General features: G+C 70.9%; 23 protein-coding genes. 9 read left to right on the top strand and 14 right to left on the bottom strand.

The genetic code is table 11. From position 1 onward, the window contains the following. On the bottom strand, window positions 1-2,325 hold the full coding sequence (locus tag AC06E6_RS00330) for a protein-disulfide reductase DsbD family protein (RefSeq protein WP_478060255.1): 2,325 nt from the start codon (window positions 2,323-2,325) through the stop codon (window positions 1-3). A 2-nt stretch (window positions 2,326-2,327) separates the two neighbouring features. Further along, the gene (gene cutA / locus AC06E6_RS00335; RefSeq protein ID WP_430543488.1) at window positions 2,328-2,654 is read right to left on the bottom strand and encodes a divalent-cation tolerance protein CutA; all 327 of its coding nucleotides are present in this window, start codon (window positions 2,652-2,654) and stop codon (window positions 2,328-2,330) included. A gap of 217 nt (window positions 2,655-2,871) precedes the next feature. On the opposite strand from cutA, the gene AC06E6_RS00340 reads away from it, so the two are divergent. Continuing rightward, window positions 2,872-3,159 carry a co-chaperone GroES gene (locus tag AC06E6_RS00340; protein WP_104939694.1) on the top strand — a complete coding sequence of 96 codons (288 nt, stop codon included), beginning with the start codon at window positions 2,872-2,874 and terminating at the stop codon, window positions 3,157-3,159. 58 nt (window positions 3,160-3,217) lie between these two features. After that, window positions 3,218-4,861, top strand: coding sequence for a chaperonin GroEL (groL, locus tag AC06E6_RS00345; protein WP_104939693.1), 1,644 nt, complete (start codon window positions 3,218-3,220; stop codon window positions 4,859-4,861). A gap of 247 nt (window positions 4,862-5,108) precedes the next feature. Here the strand turns inward: groL and trxC are convergent, their stop codons facing one another. After that, window positions 5,109-5,552, bottom strand: a complete 444-nt coding sequence (gene trxC, locus AC06E6_RS00350; RefSeq protein WP_104939692.1) for a thioredoxin TrxC — start codon at window positions 5,550-5,552, stop codon at window positions 5,109-5,111. A 305-nt stretch (window positions 5,553-5,857) separates the two neighbouring features. On the opposite strand from trxC, the gene AC06E6_RS00355 reads away from it, so the two are divergent. From AC06E6_RS00355 to AC06E6_RS00370, 4 genes are all read left to right on the top strand, one after another. Beyond that, window positions 5,858-6,931: a 3-deoxy-7-phosphoheptulonate synthase gene (locus AC06E6_RS00355; protein ID WP_478059840.1), complete on the top strand. Its 1,074-nt coding sequence runs from the start codon at window positions 5,858-5,860 to the stop codon at window positions 6,929-6,931. Window positions 6,932-7,079: 148 nt separating this feature from the next. Continuing rightward, window positions 7,080-7,523, top strand: coding sequence for a hypothetical protein (locus tag AC06E6_RS00360; RefSeq protein WP_161615507.1), 444 nt, complete (start codon window positions 7,080-7,082; stop codon window positions 7,521-7,523). 19 nt (window positions 7,524-7,542) lie between these two features. After that, the gene (locus AC06E6_RS00365) at window positions 7,543-7,803 is read left to right on the top strand and encodes a GIY-YIG nuclease family protein (RefSeq protein ID WP_104939689.1); all 261 of its coding nucleotides are present in this window, start codon (window positions 7,543-7,545) and stop codon (window positions 7,801-7,803) included. A gap of 133 nt (window positions 7,804-7,936) precedes the next feature. Beyond that, on the top strand, window positions 7,937-8,275 hold the full coding sequence (locus AC06E6_RS00370) for a YegP family protein (RefSeq protein WP_478059843.1): 339 nt from the start codon (window positions 7,937-7,939) through the stop codon (window positions 8,273-8,275). A gap of 69 nt (window positions 8,276-8,344) precedes the next feature. Here the strand turns inward: AC06E6_RS00370 and AC06E6_RS00375 are convergent, their stop codons facing one another. The 3 genes from AC06E6_RS00375 to AC06E6_RS00385 all read right to left on the bottom strand — a co-directional run bounded on the left by AC06E6_RS00375 (window position 8,345) and on the right by AC06E6_RS00385 (window position 10,842). Then, window positions 8,345-9,859: an acetyl-CoA hydrolase/transferase family protein gene (locus AC06E6_RS00375; protein WP_104939687.1), complete on the bottom strand. Its 1,515-nt coding sequence runs from the start codon at window positions 9,857-9,859 to the stop codon at window positions 8,345-8,347. Between the two features lie 303 nt (window positions 9,860-10,162). Further along, on the bottom strand, window positions 10,163-10,591 hold the full coding sequence (locus AC06E6_RS00380; protein ID WP_104939686.1) for a TA system VapC family ribonuclease toxin: 429 nt from the start codon (window positions 10,589-10,591) through the stop codon (window positions 10,163-10,165). Then, the gene (locus tag AC06E6_RS00385; RefSeq protein WP_054667729.1) at window positions 10,591-10,842 is read right to left on the bottom strand and encodes a hypothetical protein; all 252 of its coding nucleotides are present in this window, start codon (window positions 10,840-10,842) and stop codon (window positions 10,591-10,593) included. Before AC06E6_RS00385 ends, AC06E6_RS00380 begins: the two co-directional genes overlap by 1 nt. A gap of 100 nt (window positions 10,843-10,942) precedes the next feature. On the opposite strand from AC06E6_RS00385, the gene glnE reads away from it, so the two are divergent. Beyond that, the gene (glnE, locus tag AC06E6_RS00390; RefSeq protein ID WP_478059845.1) at window positions 10,943-13,747 is read left to right on the top strand and encodes a bifunctional [glutamate--ammonia ligase]-adenylyl-L-tyrosine phosphorylase/[glutamate--ammonia-ligase] adenylyltransferase; all 2,805 of its coding nucleotides are present in this window, start codon (window positions 10,943-10,945) and stop codon (window positions 13,745-13,747) included. A 729-nt stretch (window positions 13,748-14,476) separates the two neighbouring features. Here the strand turns inward: glnE and AC06E6_RS00395 are convergent. The 4 genes from AC06E6_RS00395 to AC06E6_RS00410 all read right to left on the bottom strand — a co-directional run bounded on the left by AC06E6_RS00395 (window position 14,477) and on the right by AC06E6_RS00410 (window position 17,589). Beyond that, a complete protein-coding gene (locus tag AC06E6_RS00395) occupies window positions 14,477-15,031 on the bottom strand; it encodes a queuosine precursor transporter (RefSeq protein ID WP_293760975.1) in 555 nt (184 codons plus the stop codon). Window positions 15,032-15,192: 161 nt separating this feature from the next. Beyond that, complete coding sequence (locus AC06E6_RS00400; RefSeq protein WP_478059848.1) at window positions 15,193-15,711, bottom strand: hypothetical protein; 519 nt, start codon at window positions 15,709-15,711, stop codon at window positions 15,193-15,195. Next, window positions 15,708-16,577: a DUF2145 domain-containing protein gene (locus tag AC06E6_RS00405; protein ID WP_478059850.1), complete on the bottom strand. Its 870-nt coding sequence runs from the start codon at window positions 16,575-16,577 to the stop codon at window positions 15,708-15,710. Before AC06E6_RS00405 ends, AC06E6_RS00400 begins: the two co-directional genes overlap by 4 nt. Window positions 16,578-16,614: 37 nt before the next feature. Beyond that, window positions 16,615-17,589 carry a mitochondrial fission ELM1 family protein gene (locus tag AC06E6_RS00410; RefSeq protein ID WP_478059851.1) on the bottom strand — a complete coding sequence of 325 codons (975 nt, stop codon included), beginning with the start codon at window positions 17,587-17,589 and terminating at the stop codon, window positions 16,615-16,617. Window positions 17,590-17,719: 130 nt separating this feature from the next. Between AC06E6_RS00410 and AC06E6_RS00415 the strand changes: the two genes are divergently transcribed. Further along, window positions 17,720-18,310 (top strand): malonic semialdehyde reductase, encoded by a 591-nt coding sequence (locus tag AC06E6_RS00415; RefSeq protein ID WP_054667717.1) that lies wholly within the window; start codon window positions 17,720-17,722, stop codon window positions 18,308-18,310. Between the two features lie 85 nt (window positions 18,311-18,395). Beyond that, complete coding sequence (locus tag AC06E6_RS00420; RefSeq protein WP_104939683.1) at window positions 18,396-19,088, top strand: YceI family protein; 693 nt, start codon at window positions 18,396-18,398, stop codon at window positions 19,086-19,088. Window positions 19,089-19,174: 86 nt separating this feature from the next. Here AC06E6_RS00420 and AC06E6_RS00425 read toward each other — a convergent pair whose 3' ends face one another. From AC06E6_RS00425 to AC06E6_RS00440, 4 genes are all read right to left on the bottom strand, one after another. Beyond that, complete coding sequence (locus AC06E6_RS00425; protein WP_054667716.1) at window positions 19,175-19,576, bottom strand: hypothetical protein; 402 nt, start codon at window positions 19,574-19,576, stop codon at window positions 19,175-19,177. Between the two features lie 117 nt (window positions 19,577-19,693). After that, the gene (locus AC06E6_RS00430) at window positions 19,694-20,005 is read right to left on the bottom strand and encodes an I78 family peptidase inhibitor (protein ID WP_293760988.1); all 312 of its coding nucleotides are present in this window, start codon (window positions 20,003-20,005) and stop codon (window positions 19,694-19,696) included. Between the two features lie 70 nt (window positions 20,006-20,075). Then, window positions 20,076-20,867, bottom strand: a complete 792-nt coding sequence (locus AC06E6_RS00435) for a siderophore-interacting protein (protein ID WP_478059855.1) — start codon at window positions 20,865-20,867, stop codon at window positions 20,076-20,078. A gap of 84 nt (window positions 20,868-20,951) precedes the next feature. Next, window positions 20,952-21,458 carry a PadR family transcriptional regulator gene (locus AC06E6_RS00440; RefSeq protein WP_478059856.1) on the bottom strand — a complete coding sequence of 169 codons (507 nt, stop codon included), beginning with the start codon at window positions 21,456-21,458 and terminating at the stop codon, window positions 20,952-20,954. Between the last annotated feature and the right edge of the window lie 277 nt (window positions 21,459-21,735).

Consider the following 21,735-nt stretch of genomic DNA (forward strand, 5'->3'; position numbering starts at 1 on the left):
TCAGCGCGCCGCGCGCAGCAGCGCGTCCTCGACGATGGCCTGGGTCAGCACGGTCGGCAGCACGCGCGGCGGCGCACCCGGCCCGTACACCACGTACAGCGGCACGCCCACCGCCTTGTGCTGCTCCAGGAACGCGCTGATCTGCGGATCCACGTTGGTCCAGTCGCCGCGCATGTACACCGCGTCCACCCGCTTGAGGGTGTCGCGGAACGTATCGCGGTCGAGCACGTTGCGTTCGTTGGCCTTGCAGGTCACGCACCAGTCGGCGGTCATGTTGACGAATACCACGCGGTTGTCCGCGCGCAGCCGGTCCAGCATTTCCGGCGAGTACGCCACCGTGCCCTCGCTGGCCGCGCGTGCCGGCGGTTCCATGCGGGTCACGCCCCACACCGGCACCAGCGCCAGCAGCGCCAGCACCGCGCCCAGCGCCATGCCCGCGCGGCGGCTGCGCCAGCGGTTGCGCTCGAACCACCACAGCCCCAGCGCCAGCAGTGCCGCGCCGGCCAGCAGCAGCGCCATTGCGTCGATGCCGCGCTGCTTGCCCAGCACCCACAGCAGCCAGATCGCGGTCAGGTACATCGGGAACGCCAGCACCTGCTTGAAGGTTTCCATCCAGGCGCCGGGCCTGGGCAGGCGCCGGGCCAGCGCCGGCACGAAGCCGATCAGCAGGAACGGCAGTGCCAGCCCCAGCCCCAGGGCCAGGAACACCAGCATCGCCACCGCCGCCGGCGCGGTGAACGCATAGGCCAGCGCCGGGCCCATGAACGGGGCGATGCACGGGCTGGCGACCACGCAGGCCAGCACGCCGGTGAAGAAGTCGCCGGCCGCGTCCTGGCGCTGCGCCAGCGACTGGCCGACGCCGCCGAGGTTGCCGCCCAGGGTGAACACACCGCTCAGGCTCAGGCCGACCACGAACATCAGGTACACCAGCGCGGCGATGAACCACGGGTGCTGCAGCTGGAAGCCCCAGCCGGCGGCCTGCCCGGCCGCGCGCAGGGCCAGCACCAGCGCGCCGATGGCGGCGAACGCCACCAGCACGCCCAGCGTGTACCACAGCGCGTGGCGGCGGGCGTGCTGGCGGCTCTCGCCGCTCTGCGCCAGCCCCAGCACCTTCAGCGACAGCACCGGCAGCACACATGGCATCAGGTTCAGGACCAGGCCGCCGGCCAGCGCCAGCAGCAGGATCCACGCCAGCGAGTCATCCTCGCCGGCGCTGCCCGGCGGCTGGCTGCGGCCGGCGTTGTCGGCCGAGGCGTCGGGCGTGGTGGCGGCGCCGTTGCCGCTGTCGTTGGAACGGACCACCAGCGGCTGCGGGGCGGGCGGGTTGGCCGGGTCGATGGCCACCGGGTCGGCGGGCTTGCGGCCGCTGGGCAGCGGCGTGATCACCAGCGGCGTGACCATGGCCTCGCCGCTGGGCGAGACCTTGCCGGCGGGCAGCGACAGCCGCACCCGCCGGGTCATCGGCGGGTAGCAGATGCCGTCGGTCTGGCAGCCCTGGAAGGTGGCCACCAGCGTCGCCGGGCTGGCGTCGGCGCGTTCGCGGTGCAGCGGCAGCGGGACGTCGACCTGGTCGAAGTAGACCACCACGTTGCCGAAATGCTCGTCGCGGTGCGAGGTGCCCGCCGGCCACTGCGGCTTGCCGGTGCGGATCCCGGCCGCGCCTTCCAGCGCCAGCGAGGTGCGGTCGCGGTACAGGTAGTAGCCCGGTGCCGGCGAGAACCGCAGCAGCAGGCGGTTGCCGTCGTCGACGATCGCCTCGAAGCCGAACGCCTGCTCCGAGGGCAGCGGCAGCGACTGGGTGGCGGCGCTGCCCGGCAGCTTCAGGCCGCCGCCGTCGGTGCGCGCCAGCGGGTTGAACAGCGGCGCGCCGGTCGCCGCGGCAGGGGTGGCCGCGGCGCCGGGCAGCCGGACCTCGACGGTGCGCTTCTGCGGCGGATAGCACACGCCGGCATCGGCGCAGCCCTGGTAGCGCACCTCCAGCGTCACCGTCCCGGCGGCGGCGTCCGCGGTGCCGGGCAGGGTGGCCTTGAGCTGCCGGTGGTAGGTCTCGACGTCACCGAAGAATTCGTCGTGCTTCTTTTCCCCGGCCGGCATCTGCAGCGCGCCGGCGCTGAACCCGGGCCCGGCCTTGACGCTGGTGCGGTGGCGGTAGAGGTAGTAGCCCGGGGCGATGTCCCAGCGCAGCTCGATGCGGTCGCGCGTGTCCGCCTGGACCTGGAGGGCGAAGGCCTGGTCGACCGGCAGCAGGTCCTTCTCGTCCAGGGCCAGCGCCGGGAAGGCACAGAGGGTAAGCAGGCACAGGGCGGTGAAACGGCGCAACAGCATCTTCAAGTCAGGTCCTCGCGGGTCTGGGCCCGGATCCAGTCCAGGTAGGCCGGCAGCCCCGTGCTGGGGGAAACGGCCAGTATTTCCGGCAATTCATACGGGTGGTGCTGCAGGAGCGCCGCGGTCAGCGCGTCCAGGCGATCGGCGGTGGTCTTGATCAGCAGCTGGACTTCCTCCGCCTGCTCGACCCGCTCCTGCCAGCGATACACAGACTGTATATGCGGCAACAAGTTCACGCAGGCGGCCAGCCGCCGCTCGACCAGCAGCCGGGCAAGCGCCTGGGCGGTGGCGGCGTCGGGGCAGGTACAGAAGACAAGGCGGGCGTCCATCCGCGGCATTGTCGCAGATGCCGCCGCCGCCGCCGGGGGCACCGGTGGCGGGGTCGCAGGAAGTTGGGTTCAGGCACTTGAAAGCCCGTCGGCGGTCCCCATTTCCCAGCCAAGCCCGGCGACGGGCGTTTTTAGGCGTGGCGTCGCTGCTGCCGGACGGCAGCGGTGGCGACCACCGGACTTTCCAGACCCATCACCAACATCCAAGAGGTCTCACATGAGCATCAAGCCGCTGCACGACCGCGTCGTGGTCAAGCCCATCGAAGCCGAGGAAGTCTCTGCCGGTGGCATCCTGATCCCCGATTCGGCCAAGGAAAAGTCCACCAAGGGCGAAGTCGTGGCCGTCGGCCCCGGCAAGCCGCTGGACAACGGCAGCGTCCGCGCCCCGGCGCTGAAGGTCGGCGACAAGGTCATCTACGGCCAGTACGCCGGTTCCACCTACAAGGCCGACGGCGTCGAGTACAAGGTGCTGCGTGAGGACGACGTGCTGGCCGTGATCGGCTGAGCCGCGTTTCCGAACGACTCCCAAGACCCCTTAAACCCTGATCCACTGAGGTATAGCAATGGCTGCCAAGGATATCCGTTTCGGTGAAGACGCCCGTTCGCGCATGGTGCGCGGCGTCAACATTCTCGCCAATGCCGTCAAGGCGACCCTGGGCCCGAAGGGCCGCAACGTCGTGCTCGAGAAGAGCTTCGGCGCCCCGACCATCACCAAGGACGGCGTGTCCGTCGCCAAGGAAATCGAACTGGCCGACAAGTTCGAGAACATGGGCGCGCAGATGGTCAAGGAAGTCGCTTCCAAGACCAACGACAACGCCGGTGACGGCACCACCACCGCCACCGTGCTGGCCCAGGCCCTGATCCGCGAAGGCGCCAAGGCCGTGGCCGCCGGCATGAACCCGATGGACCTCAAGCGCGGCATCGACAAGGCCGTCGTGGCCGCCGTCGCCGAGCTGAAGAACATCTCCAAGCCCACCGCCGACGACAAGGCCATCGCCCAGGTCGGCACCATCTCGGCCAACTCGGACGAGTCGATCGGCAACATCATCGCCGAAGCGATGAAGAAGGTCGGCAAGGAAGGCGTGATCACCGTCGAGGAAGGCTCGGGCCTGGAGAACGAGCTGGACGTGGTCGAAGGCATGCAGTTCGACCGCGGCTACCTGTCGCCGTACTTCATCAACAACCAGCAGGCGCAGTCGGCCGACCTGGACGACCCGTTCATCCTGCTGCACGACAAGAAGATCTCCAACGTCCGTGACCTGCTGCCGGTGCTGGAAGGCGTGGCCAAGGCCGGCAAGCCGCTGCTGATCGTCGCCGAGGACATCGAAGGCGAGGCGCTGGCGACCCTGGTGGTCAACACCATCCGCGGCATCGTCAAGGTCGTGGCGGTCAAGGCCCCGGGCTTCGGCGACCGCCGCAAGGCGATGCTGGAAGACATGGCCGTGCTGACCGGCGGCACCGTGATCTCCGAGGAAGTGGGCCTGTCGCTGGAGAAGGCCACCATCAAGGACCTGGGCCGCGCCAAGAAGGTGCAGGTCTCCAAGGAGAACACCACCATCATCGACGGCGCCGGCGATGCCGCCGCCATCGAATCGCGCGTCAAGCAGATCAAGGTGCAGATCGAGGACACCACCTCCGATTACGACCGCGAGAAGCTGCAGGAGCGCGTGGCCAAGCTGGCCGGTGGCGTTGCCGTGATCAAGGTCGGTGCTTCGACCGAGATCGAGATGAAGGAAAAGAAGGACCGCGTCGACGACGCCCTGCACGCCACCCGTGCGGCGGTCGAGGAAGGCGTGGTGCCGGGCGGCGGCGTCGCCCTGATCCGTGCGGTCACCGCGCTGGCCGGCCTGAAGGGCGCCAACGAAGACCAAAACCACGGCATCCAGATCGCCCTGCGCGCCATGGAAGCCCCGCTGCGCGAGATCGTCGCCAACGCCGGTGAAGAGCCGTCGGTCATCGTCAACAAGGTCAAGGAAGGCACCGGCAGCTTCGGCTACAACGCCGCCTCGGGCGAGTTCGGCGACATGCTGGAGTTCGGCATCCTGGATCCGACCAAGGTGACCCGTTCGGCGCTGCAGAACGCCGCCTCGATCGCCGGCCTGATGATCACCACCGAAGCGATGGTGGCCGAGGCCCCGAAGAAGGACGAGCCGGCCGCTGCCGGTGGCATGGGCGGCATGGGCGGCATGGGCGGCATGGACTTCTAAGTCCGCCGCAGCCTCACCGCTGCCGTTGCACGAAGGAACCCCGCCGCGAGGCGGGGTTCCTGCTTTCCGGTTCCCCGTCGCCGGACCGGGTGTCTTGTGGGGCGAGGCTCGCCCCGCACGATGGCTTTTGCGATGAAGCTACCGTGCCGTAGGTGCAGGGCTCGCCCCGCACCGGGCTTTCGCGGTGAAGCTTCATGCGGGGCAAGCCCCGCATCTACGGTATGCGGGTTGTTTCGATGCCGGGCGCTCACCGCAACTGCGCGCGCACCCACTGCACGATCGCGCCGGCCGGCATCGCCCCGGACTGGCGCGCCAGCTCGCGGCCGCCGTGCAGCAGCACCAGCGTGGGGATGCTGCGGATGCCGAAGCGCGCCGCCAGCGCCGGTTCGGCCTCGGTGTCGAGCTTGCCCAGACGCACCTGCGGCTCCAGCTGCGCGGCCGCCCTGGCGAACTCCGGTGCCATCTGCCGGCAGGGGCCGCACCAGGCCGCCCAGAAGTCGACCAGCAGCGGCAGCTGCGAGCGCTGCGCGTGAGCCTCGAAGGCGGCGGCGTCGAGCGCCACCGGCGTGGCGGCGAACAGCGGCCGGTGGCAGCGTCCGCACGCGGGCGACTGCGCCAGCCGCGCGGCCGGCAGGCGGTTGATGGCGTTGCAGTGCGGGCAGGCGACCTGCAGCAGGGTGTCGGTGGTCATGGCCGGGCCTCGCCGGGCATCGGGGGGAAGACGCACAAGTATCGCGCCCCGGGGGGTGAATCCCGGTTGCGGTTGAAACTGTCGCATCGCACAAAAAACCGTGTTATCAATGCTGCCCATGAACGCAACCCGCGCCAGCTTTTACTTCTGGTACTACTTTCCGAAGCCGCTGGCGGAGGAAGGACTGCGCTCACCCTGAAGGAACTTTCAGACGCACTCCCGAAAAGCCGCCAGCGAACCTGGCGGCTTTTTTCATGCCGCCTTCCGCTGGGGCCCCCACCACGCTTGACACCGGAGACCCCGCAATGCCCCCCCACACCGACGACCTTCGCATCCGCCGGCTCGATCCGCTGACCCCGCCGGCGCACCTGATCTCGCTGCTGCCCTGCGACGAGCAGGCCTCGCAGACGGTGGCCGACGCCCGCGCCGCGCTGCACCGCATCCTGCATGGCCATGACGACCGCCTGGCGGTGGTGGTCGGGCCGTGCTCGATCCACGACCCGGTGGCGGCGATGGACTACGCCCAGCGCCTGCGCCCGCTGCGCGACGCGCTTGGCGGCGAACTCGAAATCGTCATGCGCGTGTACTTCGAGAAGCCGCGCACCACCGTCGGCTGGAAGGGGCTGATCAACGACCCGGACCTGGACGGCAGCTTCAACATCAACAAGGGCCTGCGGGTGGCGCGCGGCCTGCTGCGCGACATCAACCGGCTGGGCCTGCCGGCCGGCGTGGAGTTCCTCGACGTGATCTCGCCGCAGTACATCGCCGACCTGGTGGCCTGGGGCGCGATCGGCGCGCGCACCACCGAAAGCCAGGTGCACCGCGAGCTGGCCTCCGGGCTGTCGTGCCCGGTGGGCTTCAAGAACGGCACCACCGGCGACGTCAAGATCGCCGCCGACGCGGTGGGCGCGGCCTCGCATCCGCACCATTTCCTGTCGGTCACCAAGGAGGGCGGCACCGCCATCGTCGCCACCCGCGGCAACCCCGACTGCCACGTCATCCTGCGCGGCGGCAAGCTGCCCAACTTCGACGCGGCCAGCGTGCAGGCGGCCAGCGAGGTGCTGGCCAGGGCGCAGCTGCCGGCGCGGTTGATGATCGACGCCAGCCATGCCAACAGCAGCAAGAAACCGGAGAACCAGCCGCAGGTGATCGCGGACATCGCCGCGCAGCTGGAAGCGGGCGAATCGCGCGTGGTCGGGGTCATGGTCGAGAGCCACCTGGTCGCCGGCCGCCAGGACCTGGTCGAGGGCCAGCCATTGGTCTACGGCCAGAGCATCACCGACGGCTGCATCGGCTGGGACAGCACCGTGCAGGTGCTCGAGCGCCTGGCCGAGGCGGTGCGGGTGCGCCGCCGCGCGCGGCTGGAGGCGGCCGCCTGAGCGGGTGTGACGCCTGCACTGGCAACGGCCGGCCGCTCCAAGTAGCTTACCCGGCGGGAGGCGCCAGGCCTCCCGCCTGCTGTGTGGAACAGGACGCGCCGCGTCCGGCAGGAAGCCGATCAATCACCGTACCAGGGAGAAGGAAGTGATGCGTACCCTCAGTTGCACCGTCGCGATGGCATTGATGCTAGTGCCGGCACTGGCCATGGCCAAAAAGCCGGTCCAGGACTCGGGCAGTGGCTGCCTGCAGAATCTGTCGGTGACCGGCGGCTTCACCACCGGCAAGCAGTTCCTGGCCGCGACCGAACACGAAGGCGTCAGCTACGCCGAAGCCTTCCGCAAGACCGTCGCCGCGATCGAGGCCGAGGGCATGGTGTCGGTGTCGCCGAACGAGCGCACCGGCTACATCGCTGCCGAGAACCCGGTGCGCGGTGGCGGCGGTTCCACCGTGCCGCTGCGCACCACCGTGCGCCGCCAGGACGACGGCAGCATCCGCGTGGAAGTGCGTTTCAGCATCAAGGGCGGGCAGATGACCTCGAACAAGGCCGTGGGCGAGGGCATGTGCAAGATCGCCGACGCCGCCAGCCTGTAAGCCGCGGACGGGGGGCAACGTGGCCGGCGGCGCCTGGTTCCTGTACCTGCTGGAGTGCAGCGGCGGCAGCTACTACGCCGGCATCACCACCGACGTGCAGGCGCGCTTCCAGGCGCATGCGGCCGGCAAGGGCGCGCGCTACACCCGCGCGCACCCGCCGCTGCGCGTGCTGGGTGTCCGCCAGTACGCCGACCGCGCCGCCGCGTCGCGCGCGGAGTGGCAGCTGAAGCGGCAACCACGCGACCGCAAGCTGGCCTGGCTCGAACACGGCGGCCGATAAGGGTAGATTCGGGCCTGGCCGTGGGGCTTTGCGCGGCCACAGCGGCCCGCTTGCGGCGGGCCTCCGGCCGGAGCGGGGCGGCGGCGGTGCCGCGGCGTCGCGCGCCGGCGACTCCAGCAGCGGGGGAAACCTGATGAAGGGTTGGTTCGAGTTGCATCGCAGCAGTGACAGCCAGTTCCACTTCGTGCTCAAGGCCGGCAATGCCGAAGTCATCCTGGGCAGCGAGCGCTACACCACGCGCGCGGCCGCGGAGAACGGCATCGCCTCGGTACGCGCCAACTGTGCCGACGACGCGCGCTACGCGCGCAGGACGGCCAGCGACGGCCGTTACCATTTCAACCTCACGGCGGCCAACCACCAGGTGATCGGCAGCAGCCAGCTGTATGCATCGCAGGCCGCGCGCGAAGCCGGCATCAACAGCGTCAAGGCCAACGGCCAGGCCACGACGGTCAAGGACCAGACCGGCGGCTGAGCCGGGCCCGCCCGTAAACGCATGAAGCCCGGGAATCCCGGGCTTCATGCGGTGCGGCAAATGCGGGCCTCAGGCCTTCATCGTGCCGGTGTCCAGCCAGCGCTGGTGCCAGGACAGCGCCTCCGGCAGCAGGTGCGGGGTGTGCTTGCCGTAGCTGTCGCGGCAGGCACGCTCGAAATAATCGCTGAGCTGGTCGCGGAACTCCGGGTGCACGCAGTTGGCGATCAGCGTGCGTGCGCGGGCCCGCGGCGGCAGCCCGCGCAGGTCGGCCAGGCCCTGCTCGGTGACCACCACCGCCACGTCGTGCTCGGTGTGGTCGACATGGCTGACCATCGGCACGATCGAGGAAATGCTGCCGTTCTTGGCGGTGGACGGGCTCAGGAAGATCGACAGGAAGCCGTTGCGCGCGAAGTCGCCCGAGCCGCCGATGCCGTTCATGATGCTGCTGCCCATGACATGGGTGGAATTGATGTTGCCGTAGATGTCGGCCTCGATCATGCCGTTCATGCCGATGCAGCCCAGCCGGCGCACCAGCTCCGGGTGGTTGGACACTTCCTGCGAGCGCATGATGATGCGCTGCCGGTAGAAGTCGATGTTGCGCATGAACTCCTCGGTGGCCACCGGGCTCAGCGCGAAGCCGGTGCACGAGGCATAGCGCAGCACGCCGGTGCGCAGCAGCTCGAGCATGCCGTCCTGGATCACCTCGGTGAATGCTTCCAGGTCGCGGAAGCCGCTGCTGGCCAGCCCCGCCAGCACCGCATTGGGAATGTTGCCCACGCCCGACTGCAGCGGCAGCAGGTTGGCCGGCAGGCGGCCGCGCGCCACTTCATGCTTGAGGAACTCGATCAGGTGCCCGGCGATGCGCTGGCTGTCGGCATCGGGCGGGTTGAACGGGCTGTTGCGGTCCGGCGCGTGGGTCAGCACCACCGCGGCGATCTTGTCCGGGTCGCAGCGCAGCGTGGTCTGACCGATGCGGTCGTCGCCGCGCACCAGCGGGATCGGCTTGCGGTGCGGCGGCAGCGCGGTGCCGTAATAGACGTCGTGCATGCCGTCCATGCCCAGCGGCTGCCACGCGTTGACCTCGATGATCACCTTCTTGGCCAGGTCCAGCCAGGTCTTGTTGTTGCCCACCGAGGTGGACGGCACCAGCGAGCCGTCGGCGTGGATCGCCGAGACCTCGACCACCGCGGTGTCGATTTCGTTGTAGAAGCCGAACCACACGTGCTGGGCGACGTGCGACAGGTGGATGTCCAGGTAGTCCAGCTTGCCGGCGTTGATGCGCTTGCGCGCGTCCGGGTCGCTCTGGAACGGCATGCGCATGGCGATGCCATCGACCTTGGCCAGCGCGCCGTCCAGCTCCGGTGCGGTCGAGGCGCCGGTCAGCAGGTTGATGCGGAACTCCTCGCCGCGCGCGTGCGCCTGTTCGATGCGCTGGGCCAGGCACTGCGGCACCGCCTTGGGGTAACCGGAACCGGTGAAACCGCTCATCGCGACGGTTTCGCCCGGCTGGATCAGGCTGGCGGCGTGTTCGGCGGAGACGACCCGTTCGCGCAGGCGCGGGTCCAGGATGCGTTCTACAGACATGGAAACGACGTTGGCTCGTGGGGATGGCCGATTATCCCGGATGGCGGCCACCGGCGGTGTTCTACCTTCGTGGGATGGCATTCGCCCGGCGATGCGGGGGCGGCGGGGCCGGCCACGGGCCGTTTCCGGGGCCTTGCCGGTGCCGGCGGCTTTTTTGCACTGCAGCGTGCAACTTGTACGCCGACCCCGCAGGATCGCCCTGCATCCCGACGTGGGGGAGGGAGCAAAGCCCGCTGGCAGTTCGCTGCCAGCGGGCTTTTTATTTGCGGTCTCCCGGTGCCGTGCCCGGTGCCGCGGTCGGCCTTACAACTGCACCAAGTGCTCGGGCCGCGCGCCCGCTACCGCACTCAGCGCAATGTGCCGGTTGAACGTCACCAGCCGCCCGCCGTGGTGCACCGCGAGCGCCAGCAAGTACAGATCGGTCAACTGTCGCGGACTGTGGATGTAGGCGTGCTGGAAATGCGTGCGATCCAGCACGCTGATGGCGTCTGGCCAGAACGCATGGAAGGGCGTGGACGTGGAACGCGCCAGCATGCTCACCAGGCTGCCCAGCGGTTGCGGCTTGGCGTATCCGGGCTGGGACATGATGCGCAGGCAACCGTTCTGGGTAAGCGGACAACTGGCCCAGCCATGCGCGATATGCGTGCGCAGCCAGGCCGAGGCAGGGTGATGGTGGACGTGGTCGCTGTCGTGCAGTGCGATCAGCACGTTCACGTCGAGCAACGCACGCATCAGATGCCCTCTTCGTCGCGCAGGCGGTCGATGAGTTCATTGCTGACCACCACGCCGCGTGGCGGCAGCGGATGAATGCCGTAATCGGCCAGGGGTTCGGCCACGCCGGTCGTGCCCCAGGGTGCATCGGACTGGGCGAACGCCCGCCGCGCCAGCTCGCTGATCACCTGGCCGAGTGGCTTCTTCTCGCGGCGTGCCAGCTCCTTGGCGGCAAACAGCACGTCGTCGGCGATATCGAGGGTGGTGCGCATAAGGTTCTCCCTGATGATTGATGCGTGCTGCTGCCACATCACCGGTCCAGGAACCTCCGCTCCTCGCGGGGCAGGCGCCCGGCAATGCCAGAATGGGCCCATGACCTTGCCGATTTCCGATCTGCCCCCGCCCGTGGCCGCCCTGCTCGACCGCGCCATCGCCCGCCTCAGGCTCGCCGCGCCGGACCCGGCGCAGTGGCCGCAGGCCCCTGACCTCGAGGCCGGCCTGCGGCGGCTGGCGCTGGCCAGCGATTTCGCCATCGACACCCTGTGCCGGCAGCCGGAGCTGCTGGCGCAGCTGGCCGTCGACGCGCCGCTGCCGCTGCCCGTGCTCGACCCGCTGCAGCCCAGCGCCTGGCCGGCGCAGCTGCGCCGCTACCGCGCCGCCGCCTCCACCCGGCTGGTCTGGCGCGACGTGAACGGGCTGGACGACGTCGACGCCACCCTGCGAGGCGCCACCGCCCTGGCCGAGGACTGCCTGCAGCTGGCGCTGGCCGCGCTGGAGCAGGAGTTCGCCCAGCGCCACGGCGTGGTCCGCGCCGACGACGGCAGCGCACAGCGGCTGGTGGTGTTCGGGCTGGGCAAGCTGGGCGGCGCCGAACTCAATTTCTCCTCCGACATCGACCTGGTCTATGCCTACCCGCAGGCGGGCGAGTCCGACGGCGCGCGGCCGCTGGCGGCCGAGGAATACTTCGCGCGGCTGGGCCAGCGCCTGGCGCGGCTGCTGGACGAAACCACCGCCGACGGCTTCTGCCACCGCGTCGACCTGCGCCTGCGCCCGTTCGGCAGCGCCGGGCGGGTGGCGCTGTCCTTTGCCGGCATGGACCAGTACTTCCAGCGCGAGGGCCGCGACTGGGAGCGCTATGCGTGGATCAAGGCACGCGCGGTGGCCGGCGACATCGCCGCCGGCGAGGCCTGGCTGGAAACCCTGCGCCCGTTCGTCTACCGCCGCTACCTGGACTTCACCGCGCTCGACGGCCTGCGCGAGATGAAGGCCGCGATCACCGCCGAAGTCGCACGCAGCGACCGCTTCGACGACATCAAGCGCGGCCCCGGCGGCATCCGCGAGATCGAGTTCCTCGCCCAGGCGCTGCAGCTGATCCGCGGTGGCCGCGAACCGGCGCTGCGCGAACGGCGGCTGCTGCCGGCGCTGCAGGCGCTGGTGGAATCCGGGCAGATGGACGCGGCCGACGGCGCCGCGCTGGCCCACGCCTACCGCTTCCTGCGCCGCCTGGAGAACCGCCTGCAGATGCTGCGCGACGCGCAGACCCACCGCCTGCCGGCCGATGCCGACGACCGCCTGCGCATCGCGCTGGGCCTGGGCCATGCCGGCTGGGACCAACTGCTGGTGGCGCTGGACGAGCAGCGCCAGTGCGTGGCCACCGAATTCGCCGCGCTGCTGGCGCCACGCCGCGGCCAGGCCGCGCCCGATGCCCTGTCCAGCTACTGGCGGGTGCTGCCCGGTGGCGGCGACGCCGAGGTGCTGGCCGTGGCCGGCTTCGCCGACGCCGCCGGCGCCGACCAATCGCTGCGCGAGTTCGCGCAGTCGCTCGGGGTGAAATCGCTGTCCGACGCCGCGCGCGCGCGCCTGGACCGGGTGCTGCCGGCATTGCTGCACGCGGCCACCCGCTCGCCGCAGCCCGACGCCGCGCTGCGCCGCGTGCTCGGCCTGCTGCAGGCGATCCTGCGCCGCACCAGCTACCTGGCGCTGCTGGACGAACAACCCAGCGCGCTTACCCGGCTGGTCAACGTGCTGGCGCGCAGCGCGCTGCTGTCCGAACGCCTGGTGGCGTTCCCGCTGCTGCTGGACGAACTGCTGGACACGCGCGTGGCCGGGCCGCTGCCGGAGGCGCAGGAAATGCGCGACGCGTGCGCCGCGGCACTGGCCATCGACGACCCGGAAGCCGCGCTGCGCGCGCTCAACGAGGTACGCCTGGCGCTGAGCTTCCGCATGGCGCTGGCCTTCCACGATGGCCGCCAGCGCGCGGTGGACTGCACCCGGCAGCTGGCACAGCTGGCCGACGCCGTGGTCGACACCGTGCTGGCCATGGCGCATGCCGACCTGGCCGCCGCGCATGGCCAGGTGCCCGGCGGGCGCTTCGCCATCATCGGCTACGGCAGCCTGGGCGGGCTGGAACTGGGCTTCGGGTCCGACCTGGACCTGGTGTTCCTGTACGACCACCCGCCCGCGGCCGAGGAAAGCGACGGCCGGCGCCCGCTGGAGAGCAGCCGCTGGTTCGCGCGGCTGGCGCAGAAAGTGATGGCCCTGCTGTCGGCGGTCACCGCCGCCGGGCGCCTGTACGACATCGACGTGCGCCTGCGCCCGGACGGCGGCAAGGGCGCGCTGGTGTCCTCGCTGGCCAGCTACACCGAATACCAGCGCGAGCGCGCCTGGACCTGGGAACACCAGGCGCTGGTGCGCGCCCGCGGCGTCGCCGGCGACGCCGCCCTGCTGGCCGCGTTCGAGCAGGTGCGCGGCAGCACGCTGGGCCGCACCCGCGACCCCGGCACCCTGTTCGACGACGTGTTGAAGATGCGCGCGCGCATGCGCGCCGAACTGGACCGCAGCGATGCCGCGCGGCTGGACCTCAAGCAGGGCGCCGGCGGCCTGGTGGACCTGGAGTTCCTGCTGCAGACCGGCGTGCTGGCCGGCGCGGCGAGCGCCCCGGCGCTGTGCGGGCCGCGCGAAACCCCACGCCTGATCGACGCGCTGGCCACCAGCGGCTGGCTGCCGCCGGCCACCGCCACGGCCCTGCACGACGCCCACGCCACTCTGCTCGATGCCGGCCTGTCGTGTACCCTAGACCGGCGCCCGCGCATCACCGTGCCCACCCCGGGCATCGAAAGCGCGTGCGCGGCGATCACCGCCGCGGCGGTGGCGCAGGGCCTGCCGTTCGAAGCGTAGGCGCGGGCTCGCCCGGCACGGGGCTTCACCGGGAACGCCGAATGCGGGGCAAGCCCCGCATCCACGCTGCGATGGCCATTGCCGCAGGGAGATTGCCGATGCGTTGTTGGCGCGGGGGATGGCACGACGTAGGTGTACTCGCGACCGCAGGACCGTAGGTGCCGGGCTCGCCCGGCACGGGCTTCACCGGTAAAGCCAAATGCGGGGCAAGCCCCGCATCTACGCTGCGATGGTCATTGCCGCAGGGGGCAGGTTGCGATGCGTTGTTCGCGATGGGATGGCACGACGCAGGTGTGCGCGCGACCGCGGGACCATAGGCATCGGGCTCGCCCGGCACGGGCTTCACCGGGAAAGCCGAATGCGGGGCAAGCCCCGCATCTACTCTGCGATGGTCATTGCCGCAGGGAGATAGGTTGCCGAGGCGCTGTTCGCGCGGGGTGGCACGACGCAGGTGTACTCGCCACCGCAGGACCGTAGGTGCCGGGCTTGCCCGGCACGGGGATTCACCGGGAAGGCCGAATGCGGGGCAAGCCCCGCATCTACGCTGCGATGGCCATTGCCGCAGGGGCGCAGGTTGCCGATGCGTTGTGCAGGTTGGGATGGCACGACGCAGGTGCAGCCATGCCCCGCGGTACCGTAGGTGCCGGGCTCGCCCGGCACGGGGCTTCACCGGCAAAGCCACACGCCGGGGGCAAGCCCCGCCGCCGTGAAACACGCCGCCGCGGCGCCTTACATCCGCGCCGGTGCCATCTTCCACAGCAGTGCGCGGAACGGCACCAGCAGGCACAGGCCGATGCCGAGCTTGACCAGCCAGTCGCCCACCGCCCAGCTCACCCACGGCAGCGGCGCGCCGGCGAAGGCGATGGTCCAGAAGATCGCCGTGTCCAGGGTCGCGCTGCAGCTGGTGGCCACCGCCGGCGCGCGCCACCAGTTGCCGCGGCGCAGCCGGTCGAACACGGTGATGTCCAGCAGCTGCGCGCAGATGAAGGCCATGCATGAGGCGACCGCGATGCGCGGCGTGGCGATCCACACCGACAGCAGCACCGCCACCGCGAAGCCGGCCCAGGCCACGCGCCGCGCGGCCTGCGGGCCGAAGCGGCGGTTGATCAGGTTGCTCACCAGGAACGCTACCGGGTAGCTGAAGGCGCCCCAGGTCAGCCAGTCGTTGATCGGGTACTGCACCAGCACGTTCGACCCCAGCACCACCGCGCCCATGGCCAGCACGGCCAGCAGCAGCGACAAGGGAGTGAGCGGGGCGAAACGGATCGGCGGAGTCGGGGACATGGCTGCAGACGGGCAACGGGCGGCAACGCCAGGGGGCGTGGCCGCCGGCGGGCGGGGAAAAGTGGGTGGCGGTGCCGGAACAGGCAGGCAACAACGGGCCGGCATTGTACCGGCCGCCGGCTTTACCGCCCTTCACCCGCTGCCGGTGGCCGGGTACGGGCCTACAGCGTGGCGCTGTGGCTGTCGTCGGCCGCCTCGATGGTCGGCACGAAGGTCAGCACCGCGCCGTCCTCGGCGCGCAGCATCCAGCCGCTGCCGCGCGGGCTGGGGGTGAAGGCCACGGTCTGGCCGGGCACGAAATTGGCGGCCGGGTTGTCCTCGCGCTGCGGCCACTGCAGGCGCGCGCTGTTTGCCGGGTCGCGCGGGTCCACCAGGGTCACGCTGCGGCCGCCATCGGCGGTCGGTGCGATCGCCTTGACCTGCATGTCCGGCAGCGGCCCGGCACTGATCCGGCGGCGGCCGTCGCTTCGGTCGTCCGCCGTCCTGGACAGCTCGCTGGCGCGGTTCACGCCCGCCGCCGACACGAACACCGGCCCGGAGACCACCATCACCGCGCTGCCGCTGACCAGCAGCACCGAGACGTCGGAGGTGTTCAGGTTGTCGCCGGCGCGTGCCGGGGCAGTGGGCAGCAGCAGGACCAGGGCGAAGGTCAGGGCGGCAGCGGCGGGCAAGGGCTTCATGGGGGCGTTCCTGGGGTCACGGGGAAGAAGGGGGCGGGCGCGGCGGCCGCGTCGCCCTGGTGGGGAATGCTCAGCTCGCGCTCCAGCGCGCCGCGGTGGTGCAGGAAATCGAACACCGATTCCACCGTCACCACCGAATAGTTGCCGGAAAGGCGCTCGCTGGCCGGGTGGTCGGTGACCGCCACGTTGTCGGCGAACAGGCGCGCGCCCAGCCGCTTGCCCAGGCCGATGTGCAGCCGCGCGGGGCGGTAGTCGTTGCGCTGCAGCCAGTCACGCGTCGCGCTGCGCCCGTCCAGCACGCGGCCCTCGCCGGCGCGCGCCATGGCCGCGGCCAGCACTTCCAGCACCCACTGGTTGGAGTTCTGGTAGTCGCTGCTGCCGGGGTAGGCCAGCATGCTGTAGCGCGGCTGGTGCAGGGCACGCGCCGGCGCGGCATCGCCGTCCAGCAACTGCGCCAGCGCCGCGCGTACCGCGGCGCTGGGAATGCCCACGCGCAGGTCGGTGCGGATGGCGCTTTCGCCCACCAGGTTCACCAGCCCCTCGCGGTACAGCGCCGAGGTACCGCCCTGGCAGCGGTTGAGCAGGTGCAGTACCTCCCAGCGGCCGGCGGCGTCGCGGCGCAGGAACGCCAGGTGGCTGTGGCGCAGCCCATACCGGCTCAGGTCCTGGCCGCCGCGTGCGGCAATGGCCACGTCCACCCCGGGCAGGGCGTCCAGGGTGTCGGCGGTGAGCGCGGCCATGTCGAACATCGCCGCCATCGTGGTGGGCGGCGGGTAGCGCGGGGCGCAGGCCGGCGGCTGCGCCAGCGCAGCCGGCGCCAGCGTGGCCAGGCCCAGCGCCAGCAGGGCGGGAAGATGGCGGTTCATCGGCGGCGCATCCTTGCAGGGGGCACGTAAGAAAGAGTTACAGGCCAAGCCGCGCCTTCACCTCGGCGGCGATGCGCGGGGTTTCGCGCAGCGGTTCGATCGGCTGCCGCGGATCGGCCTGCAGCGCGTCCAGCCCGTCCAGCAGGCGCCCGCGCGCGCGCAGCGCGCGCTGGAAGCGCAGCATCCGCGCTTGCGCGCGCTGGCCCAGCAGCACGCCCACCGGAACCCGCGTGGCACACGCCTCGGACAGCAGGTTCACCGAATCGGGCGTGCACACCACCCGGTCGGCCCAGCCCAGCAGGCCGGCATACGGGTTGCTGCCGTCGCCGCCGTCGCTCCAGATCACCCCGGGCACGTCGTCGAACGCGTGCAGCAGCGCCTGGGTCACCGGCCGCGGTGTGCGCCGCGAGGTGGTGGCCAGCACGCTGCCGCCTTCGGCGCGGATGCGCGCGGCCAGTTCGCGCAGCACCGGCACGATCTCCGCCTGCTGCCACGGCGCATGGTCGGTGGGGCCGCCCACCAGCAGCGCGGTGCGCGGCCCGGGCAACTGCTCGAAGCTGGCGAACGCGGCGCGGCCGCAGGCCAGCCAGTCGTCGGTCACCGGGTTCAGGCTGCCCAGCAGGGTCAGCACGTTGCCGCCGCGCAGGCGGTCATGCTCGGGCACCACCACCAGGTCCCAGTGGCGGGCATTGATGCGCGGGTCCAGGATCTGCACCGTGCGCGTGCCACGCGCGCCGAGCACCCGCAGCGCGCCGGCGGCCTGGCGGCCGCAGCCGATCGCCAGCGCCGGCGCCGGCCCGGTGGCCAGGCGTTCGAACGTTTCGCCAAAGCCGCGCGCGGCGCCGGGCAGGGTGCGCGGCGCCAGCCAGCGCCACGGCGCGCGCGGTGCCAGCTGCAGCCGCTGCTGGCCGCCCAGGCGCAGCGCCGACGCCAACGCCACGGCCTGGCGCACGTTGCCGGCGCGGCCGTCGGTGATCGTCCAGGGAAGCGTCGATCGTTTCGCGTGTGGCATTAATTCGTTTCAGTCAGGCCGGGTGTTGCAACAGTCACGACGCCCTACACTGCGGCCTCTGCTGCGCTGGCATTGTCCGGGGCTTGCCCGTACAAGGCCACGACCGTAGCCAATCCATCACGGAGTTTCCATGTCTGATGTTCTTGCCGATGCCGCGCTCGACCAGCTGTTCCGCACCGCGCGCACCCAGAATGCCTTCCAGGACCGCCCGGTCGAGGACAGCCAGCTGCGCGCGCTGTACGACCTGCTGAAGTGGGGCCCGACCGCGGCCAACTCCACGCCGGCGCGCTTCGTGTTCGTCAAGTCCGCCGAAGCCAAGCAGAAGCTGGCCCCGGCGCTGTCCGAAGGCAACCTGGCCAAGACCCTGGCCGCGCCGGTCACGGTGATCGTCGGCTACGACGAGGACTTCCACGAAAAGCTGCCGTACCTGTTCCCGCACACCGACGCCAAGTCCTGGTTCGACGGCCCGCGCGAAGGCCGCCACGAGGCCGCCTTCCGCAACGGCAGCCTGCAGGGCGCTTACCTGATGCTGGCCGCGCGCGCGCTGGGCCTGGACGCCGGCCCCATGTCCGGCTTCGACAACGCCAAGGTCGACGCCGCGTTCTTCGCCGGCACCGCCATCAAGTCCAACTTCCTCGTCAACCTGGGCTATGGCGATCCGTCCGGCGTGTTCCCGCGCCTGCCGCGCCTGTCCTTCGACGAAGCCGCGCGTATCGTTTGACCGCTCCACCCGGCGCCGTAACAGGCGCGCCGGCATGCTGAAAAGACCGTTCCCGCCTTCTCATCCCGCATCCCAGGAGACACCCATGTCCACCGTCACCAAGCTGCTGCTCCCGCTGGCCCTGGCCGCCGCCATCAGCGCCTGCTCCAAGCCGGCCGACACCGCTGCCCCGGCCGCCCCGGCCGACACCACCGCCGCCGCGCCGGCCGAAGCCGCCGCCGCCCCGGCCGCGCCCGAAGTCGCCCCGATCCAGGTCGCTTCCGGCACCTACAAGCTCGACCCGACCCACACCGACGTGCTGGTGCAGTGGACCCACATGGGCTTCTCCAACCCCAGCGCGCACTTCGGCAACGTCGACGGCACCCTGGTCTACGACGCCGCCGACGTCAGCAAGTCCAGCGTGGAAGTGACCCTGCCGCTGTCGGGCCTCAACGCCTTCACCGGCAAGTTCGACGAACACCTGCGCAGCGCCGATTTCTTCGACGCCGCCAAGTTCCCGACCGCCACCTTCAAGAGCACCAAGGTCGAAGCCGCCGGCACCAACAAGCTCACCGTCACCGGCGACCTGACCGTCAAGGGCACCACCAAGCCGGTCACCCTGGACGTCACCATCAACGGCGCCGGTGAGCACCCGATGCTGAAGCTGCCGTCGGTCGGCTTCGACGCCACCACCACGCTCAAGCGCAGCGACTTCGGCGTGGGCGCCTACGCCCCGGCCGTGAGCGACGAGGTCAAGGTGCGCATCACCACCGAAGCCTCGATCCCGAAGGCCGAATAAGCCGCCGGGCACCTGGCCCGCACGCAGTACGCACAAGGCCCGCCAATGGCGGGCCTTGTGCTTTTCATCGCGGCCGCGCCGGTGGCTCAGCGCAGTGCCTGTAGCCACGCCAGCACCGCCTCGCTGGGCGACTGCTTCGGCTTCAGCGCCAGCCCGCTGGCCTGCACGAAGGTCTGCGCCACCTGCGCCAGCCGCTGCCGCGCGATCAGCATTACCTGCTTTGCGGCCGCCTGCTGCTTGCGCAGCTGCACGATATGGATCGACGGCCGCCCGGCCGGCGCGTACTTCTGGTCGCGGCGCAGCACGTCGGCCACCTGCGCCACCTCGTGCTCGGCCTGCAGCAGCTGCTGCTGCGCCTGCACCAGCGCCCGCAGCGGCGCGCGCAGCGCCTGCGGCTGCGCAAACCCGGCCAGCAGCGTGTCGCACTGGCCATCGTCGGCCACGCGTGCCTGCAGGGTATCCATCACCGCCATCGTCAGCTTGCCCACGTTGCCGCCTGTTCCGTCATGACCGGGCGCGATTGTCGCATCGCCCATGCGCAAAAGGCCCGCCGGGGGCGGACCTTTGCTCGTTTGTCGTTCGTCGCGGGTCGGGCCGCGCGGCGCCTATTCGCAGCGCACCGCGGTGATGGTGTTGCCCGCGTCCAGGTACACCCGCAGCCGGTCCTGGCGGATATCGCGGCTGACGATGGTGGCCGGGCCGATCGGGTTCAGCAGCCCGGCGCCGCTTTCCTGCTTCAGGCGGCGGATGTTCGCCTCGTTGCCGGGCTGGCCTACCGCCCACTGCGACCGTGAGGCATCGCAGCGGCCGTCGCCGGCCACCGTCGGGCCGGGGGTGGACAGGCAGCCACCCAGGCCGGCGGCGAGCAGCACGGCGGTGGCGGGAACAAGCAGCAGGTTCAGCGGGCGCGGGGTCATGGCAGGCAACCGGATCAACTGCCCGCAGCATAGCAGCGGGCGTCCGCGCCGGCGTCGTGGCGCGGGCGGCTCAGTCGGCATCGCCGGGGTGCGCCTTCCAGTACCCGGTGGCGCGGATCCAGTCCGCCGGCACCTGCAGGTGCCCGGTAAAGAACTGCCGCATCGCCCGCGCGCGCCGCGATTCCAGCGCGATCCAGTAGTACGCATCGCCGTCGGGCACCTCGAAATCCACCAGCGCGTCCTCCAGCAGGGTGCTGCTGGCCGCGTCCACGCCATTGCGCTCCAGCCACGACACCCGCACCTGCGCGGCGCTGGGCAGCGGCTGCCGGTCGGCCTCCTCGGGAATCTCGACCAGCACCTCGGCCTGCGCGTGTGCCGGCAGTTCCGCCAGGCGCCGGGCAATGGCCGGCAGCGCGGTCTCGTCGCCAATCAGCACATACGCGTCGTAGTCGTCGGCCACCTGGAATGAACCGCGCGGCCCGGCCACCACCAGCGCATCGCCCGGCTGTGCACGCAGCGCCCAGCCCGACGCCACGCCGTGGCCGTGCAGCACGAAATCCAGCACCAGCTCACCGGCCGCGGCGTCGTGCAGCCGCGGGGTGTAATCGCGGCTGGGCGAGGGCACCAGCCCGTCCGGGTAGCGCGGGCCCTGCGCGGTCAGCTCCGGCAGCACGAACGCGCCCTGCGCATTGGGGAAGAACAGCTTGACGTGGTCGTCCGGCCCCGGGCTTTCGAAGCCTTCCAGCTCGGCGCCGCCCACCACGATGCGCTGCATGTGCGGGGTCAGGCGCTCGCTGCGCAGTACCTGCAACTGGCGGAAGCGCGGGGTGAGGCGAAGGGTGCGGTTTTCGTGCAATGACATGGGCATACCTGGGGGTCGGTGGGCGCAGTGCGCCGGGGTGACCTGGCGGGAGGCGTCTGGCTCGGTCGTGGGAAAACAGAAAGGTCAGGCGTCGGCGTCGCCCTGGCGTACCAGCGCCGCGGCCTGTTCCAGCAGCGCGGCCACGCGCCCGGCATCGACGTCCTGCCAGCGGCCGCCGCGCAGCACCAGCGCCTTCTTGAGCCGGTGCATCGCCTCGCGTACCGGCGGCGGCAGGTTGGCCTTGGTGATGGCGCGCGCGCTGTGGCGGGCGCGCAGCTGCGCCGCTTCCACCTCGGCCTGCCGCAGCTTCAGCTGCGCCTGGCCGAGGGCGGTAATGCGGTAGCGCCGGCGGCCGCCGTCTTCCTCGGCCACCACCCAGCGCTGCTTCTCAAAATCGGCCAGCAGCGGGTACACCGAGCCGGCACTGGGCGCATACACGTGCATGAACATCTCACCGACCTGCTGGATCAGCTCATACCCATGCCGCGGCGCCTGCCCCAGCAGCGACAGCACCAGCAGGCGCAGGTCGCCACGGCCGAGCGGGCGCGCGGTGGGGCGTTTACGGGCGGTGGGCGGCGGCGCGGGCGACATGATTTCGATATATCGAATTTTGTCGTGACGATATATCGAAAACCACCCTGTCGCAAACCGGCGCCCCAGCCAGCCACCCAGCCGCATTGCGCGGCCCGCCGCATTCACGGAGCGAGGAGGCGCAAACGCCCGTAGGTGCCGGGCTTGCCCGGCACGGGGCCTCACCGGGAAAGCCCCATGCGGGGCAAGCCCCGCATCTACGGTGCCCGGCTCCACGCGCGGCAAGCGCCGCATTCACTGGCAAAAGAGCGGGCAAACGTGTCCGTAGGTGCCGGGC

Source organism: Stenotrophomonas sp. Steno-Z10-HUANG (assembly GCF_056393075.1).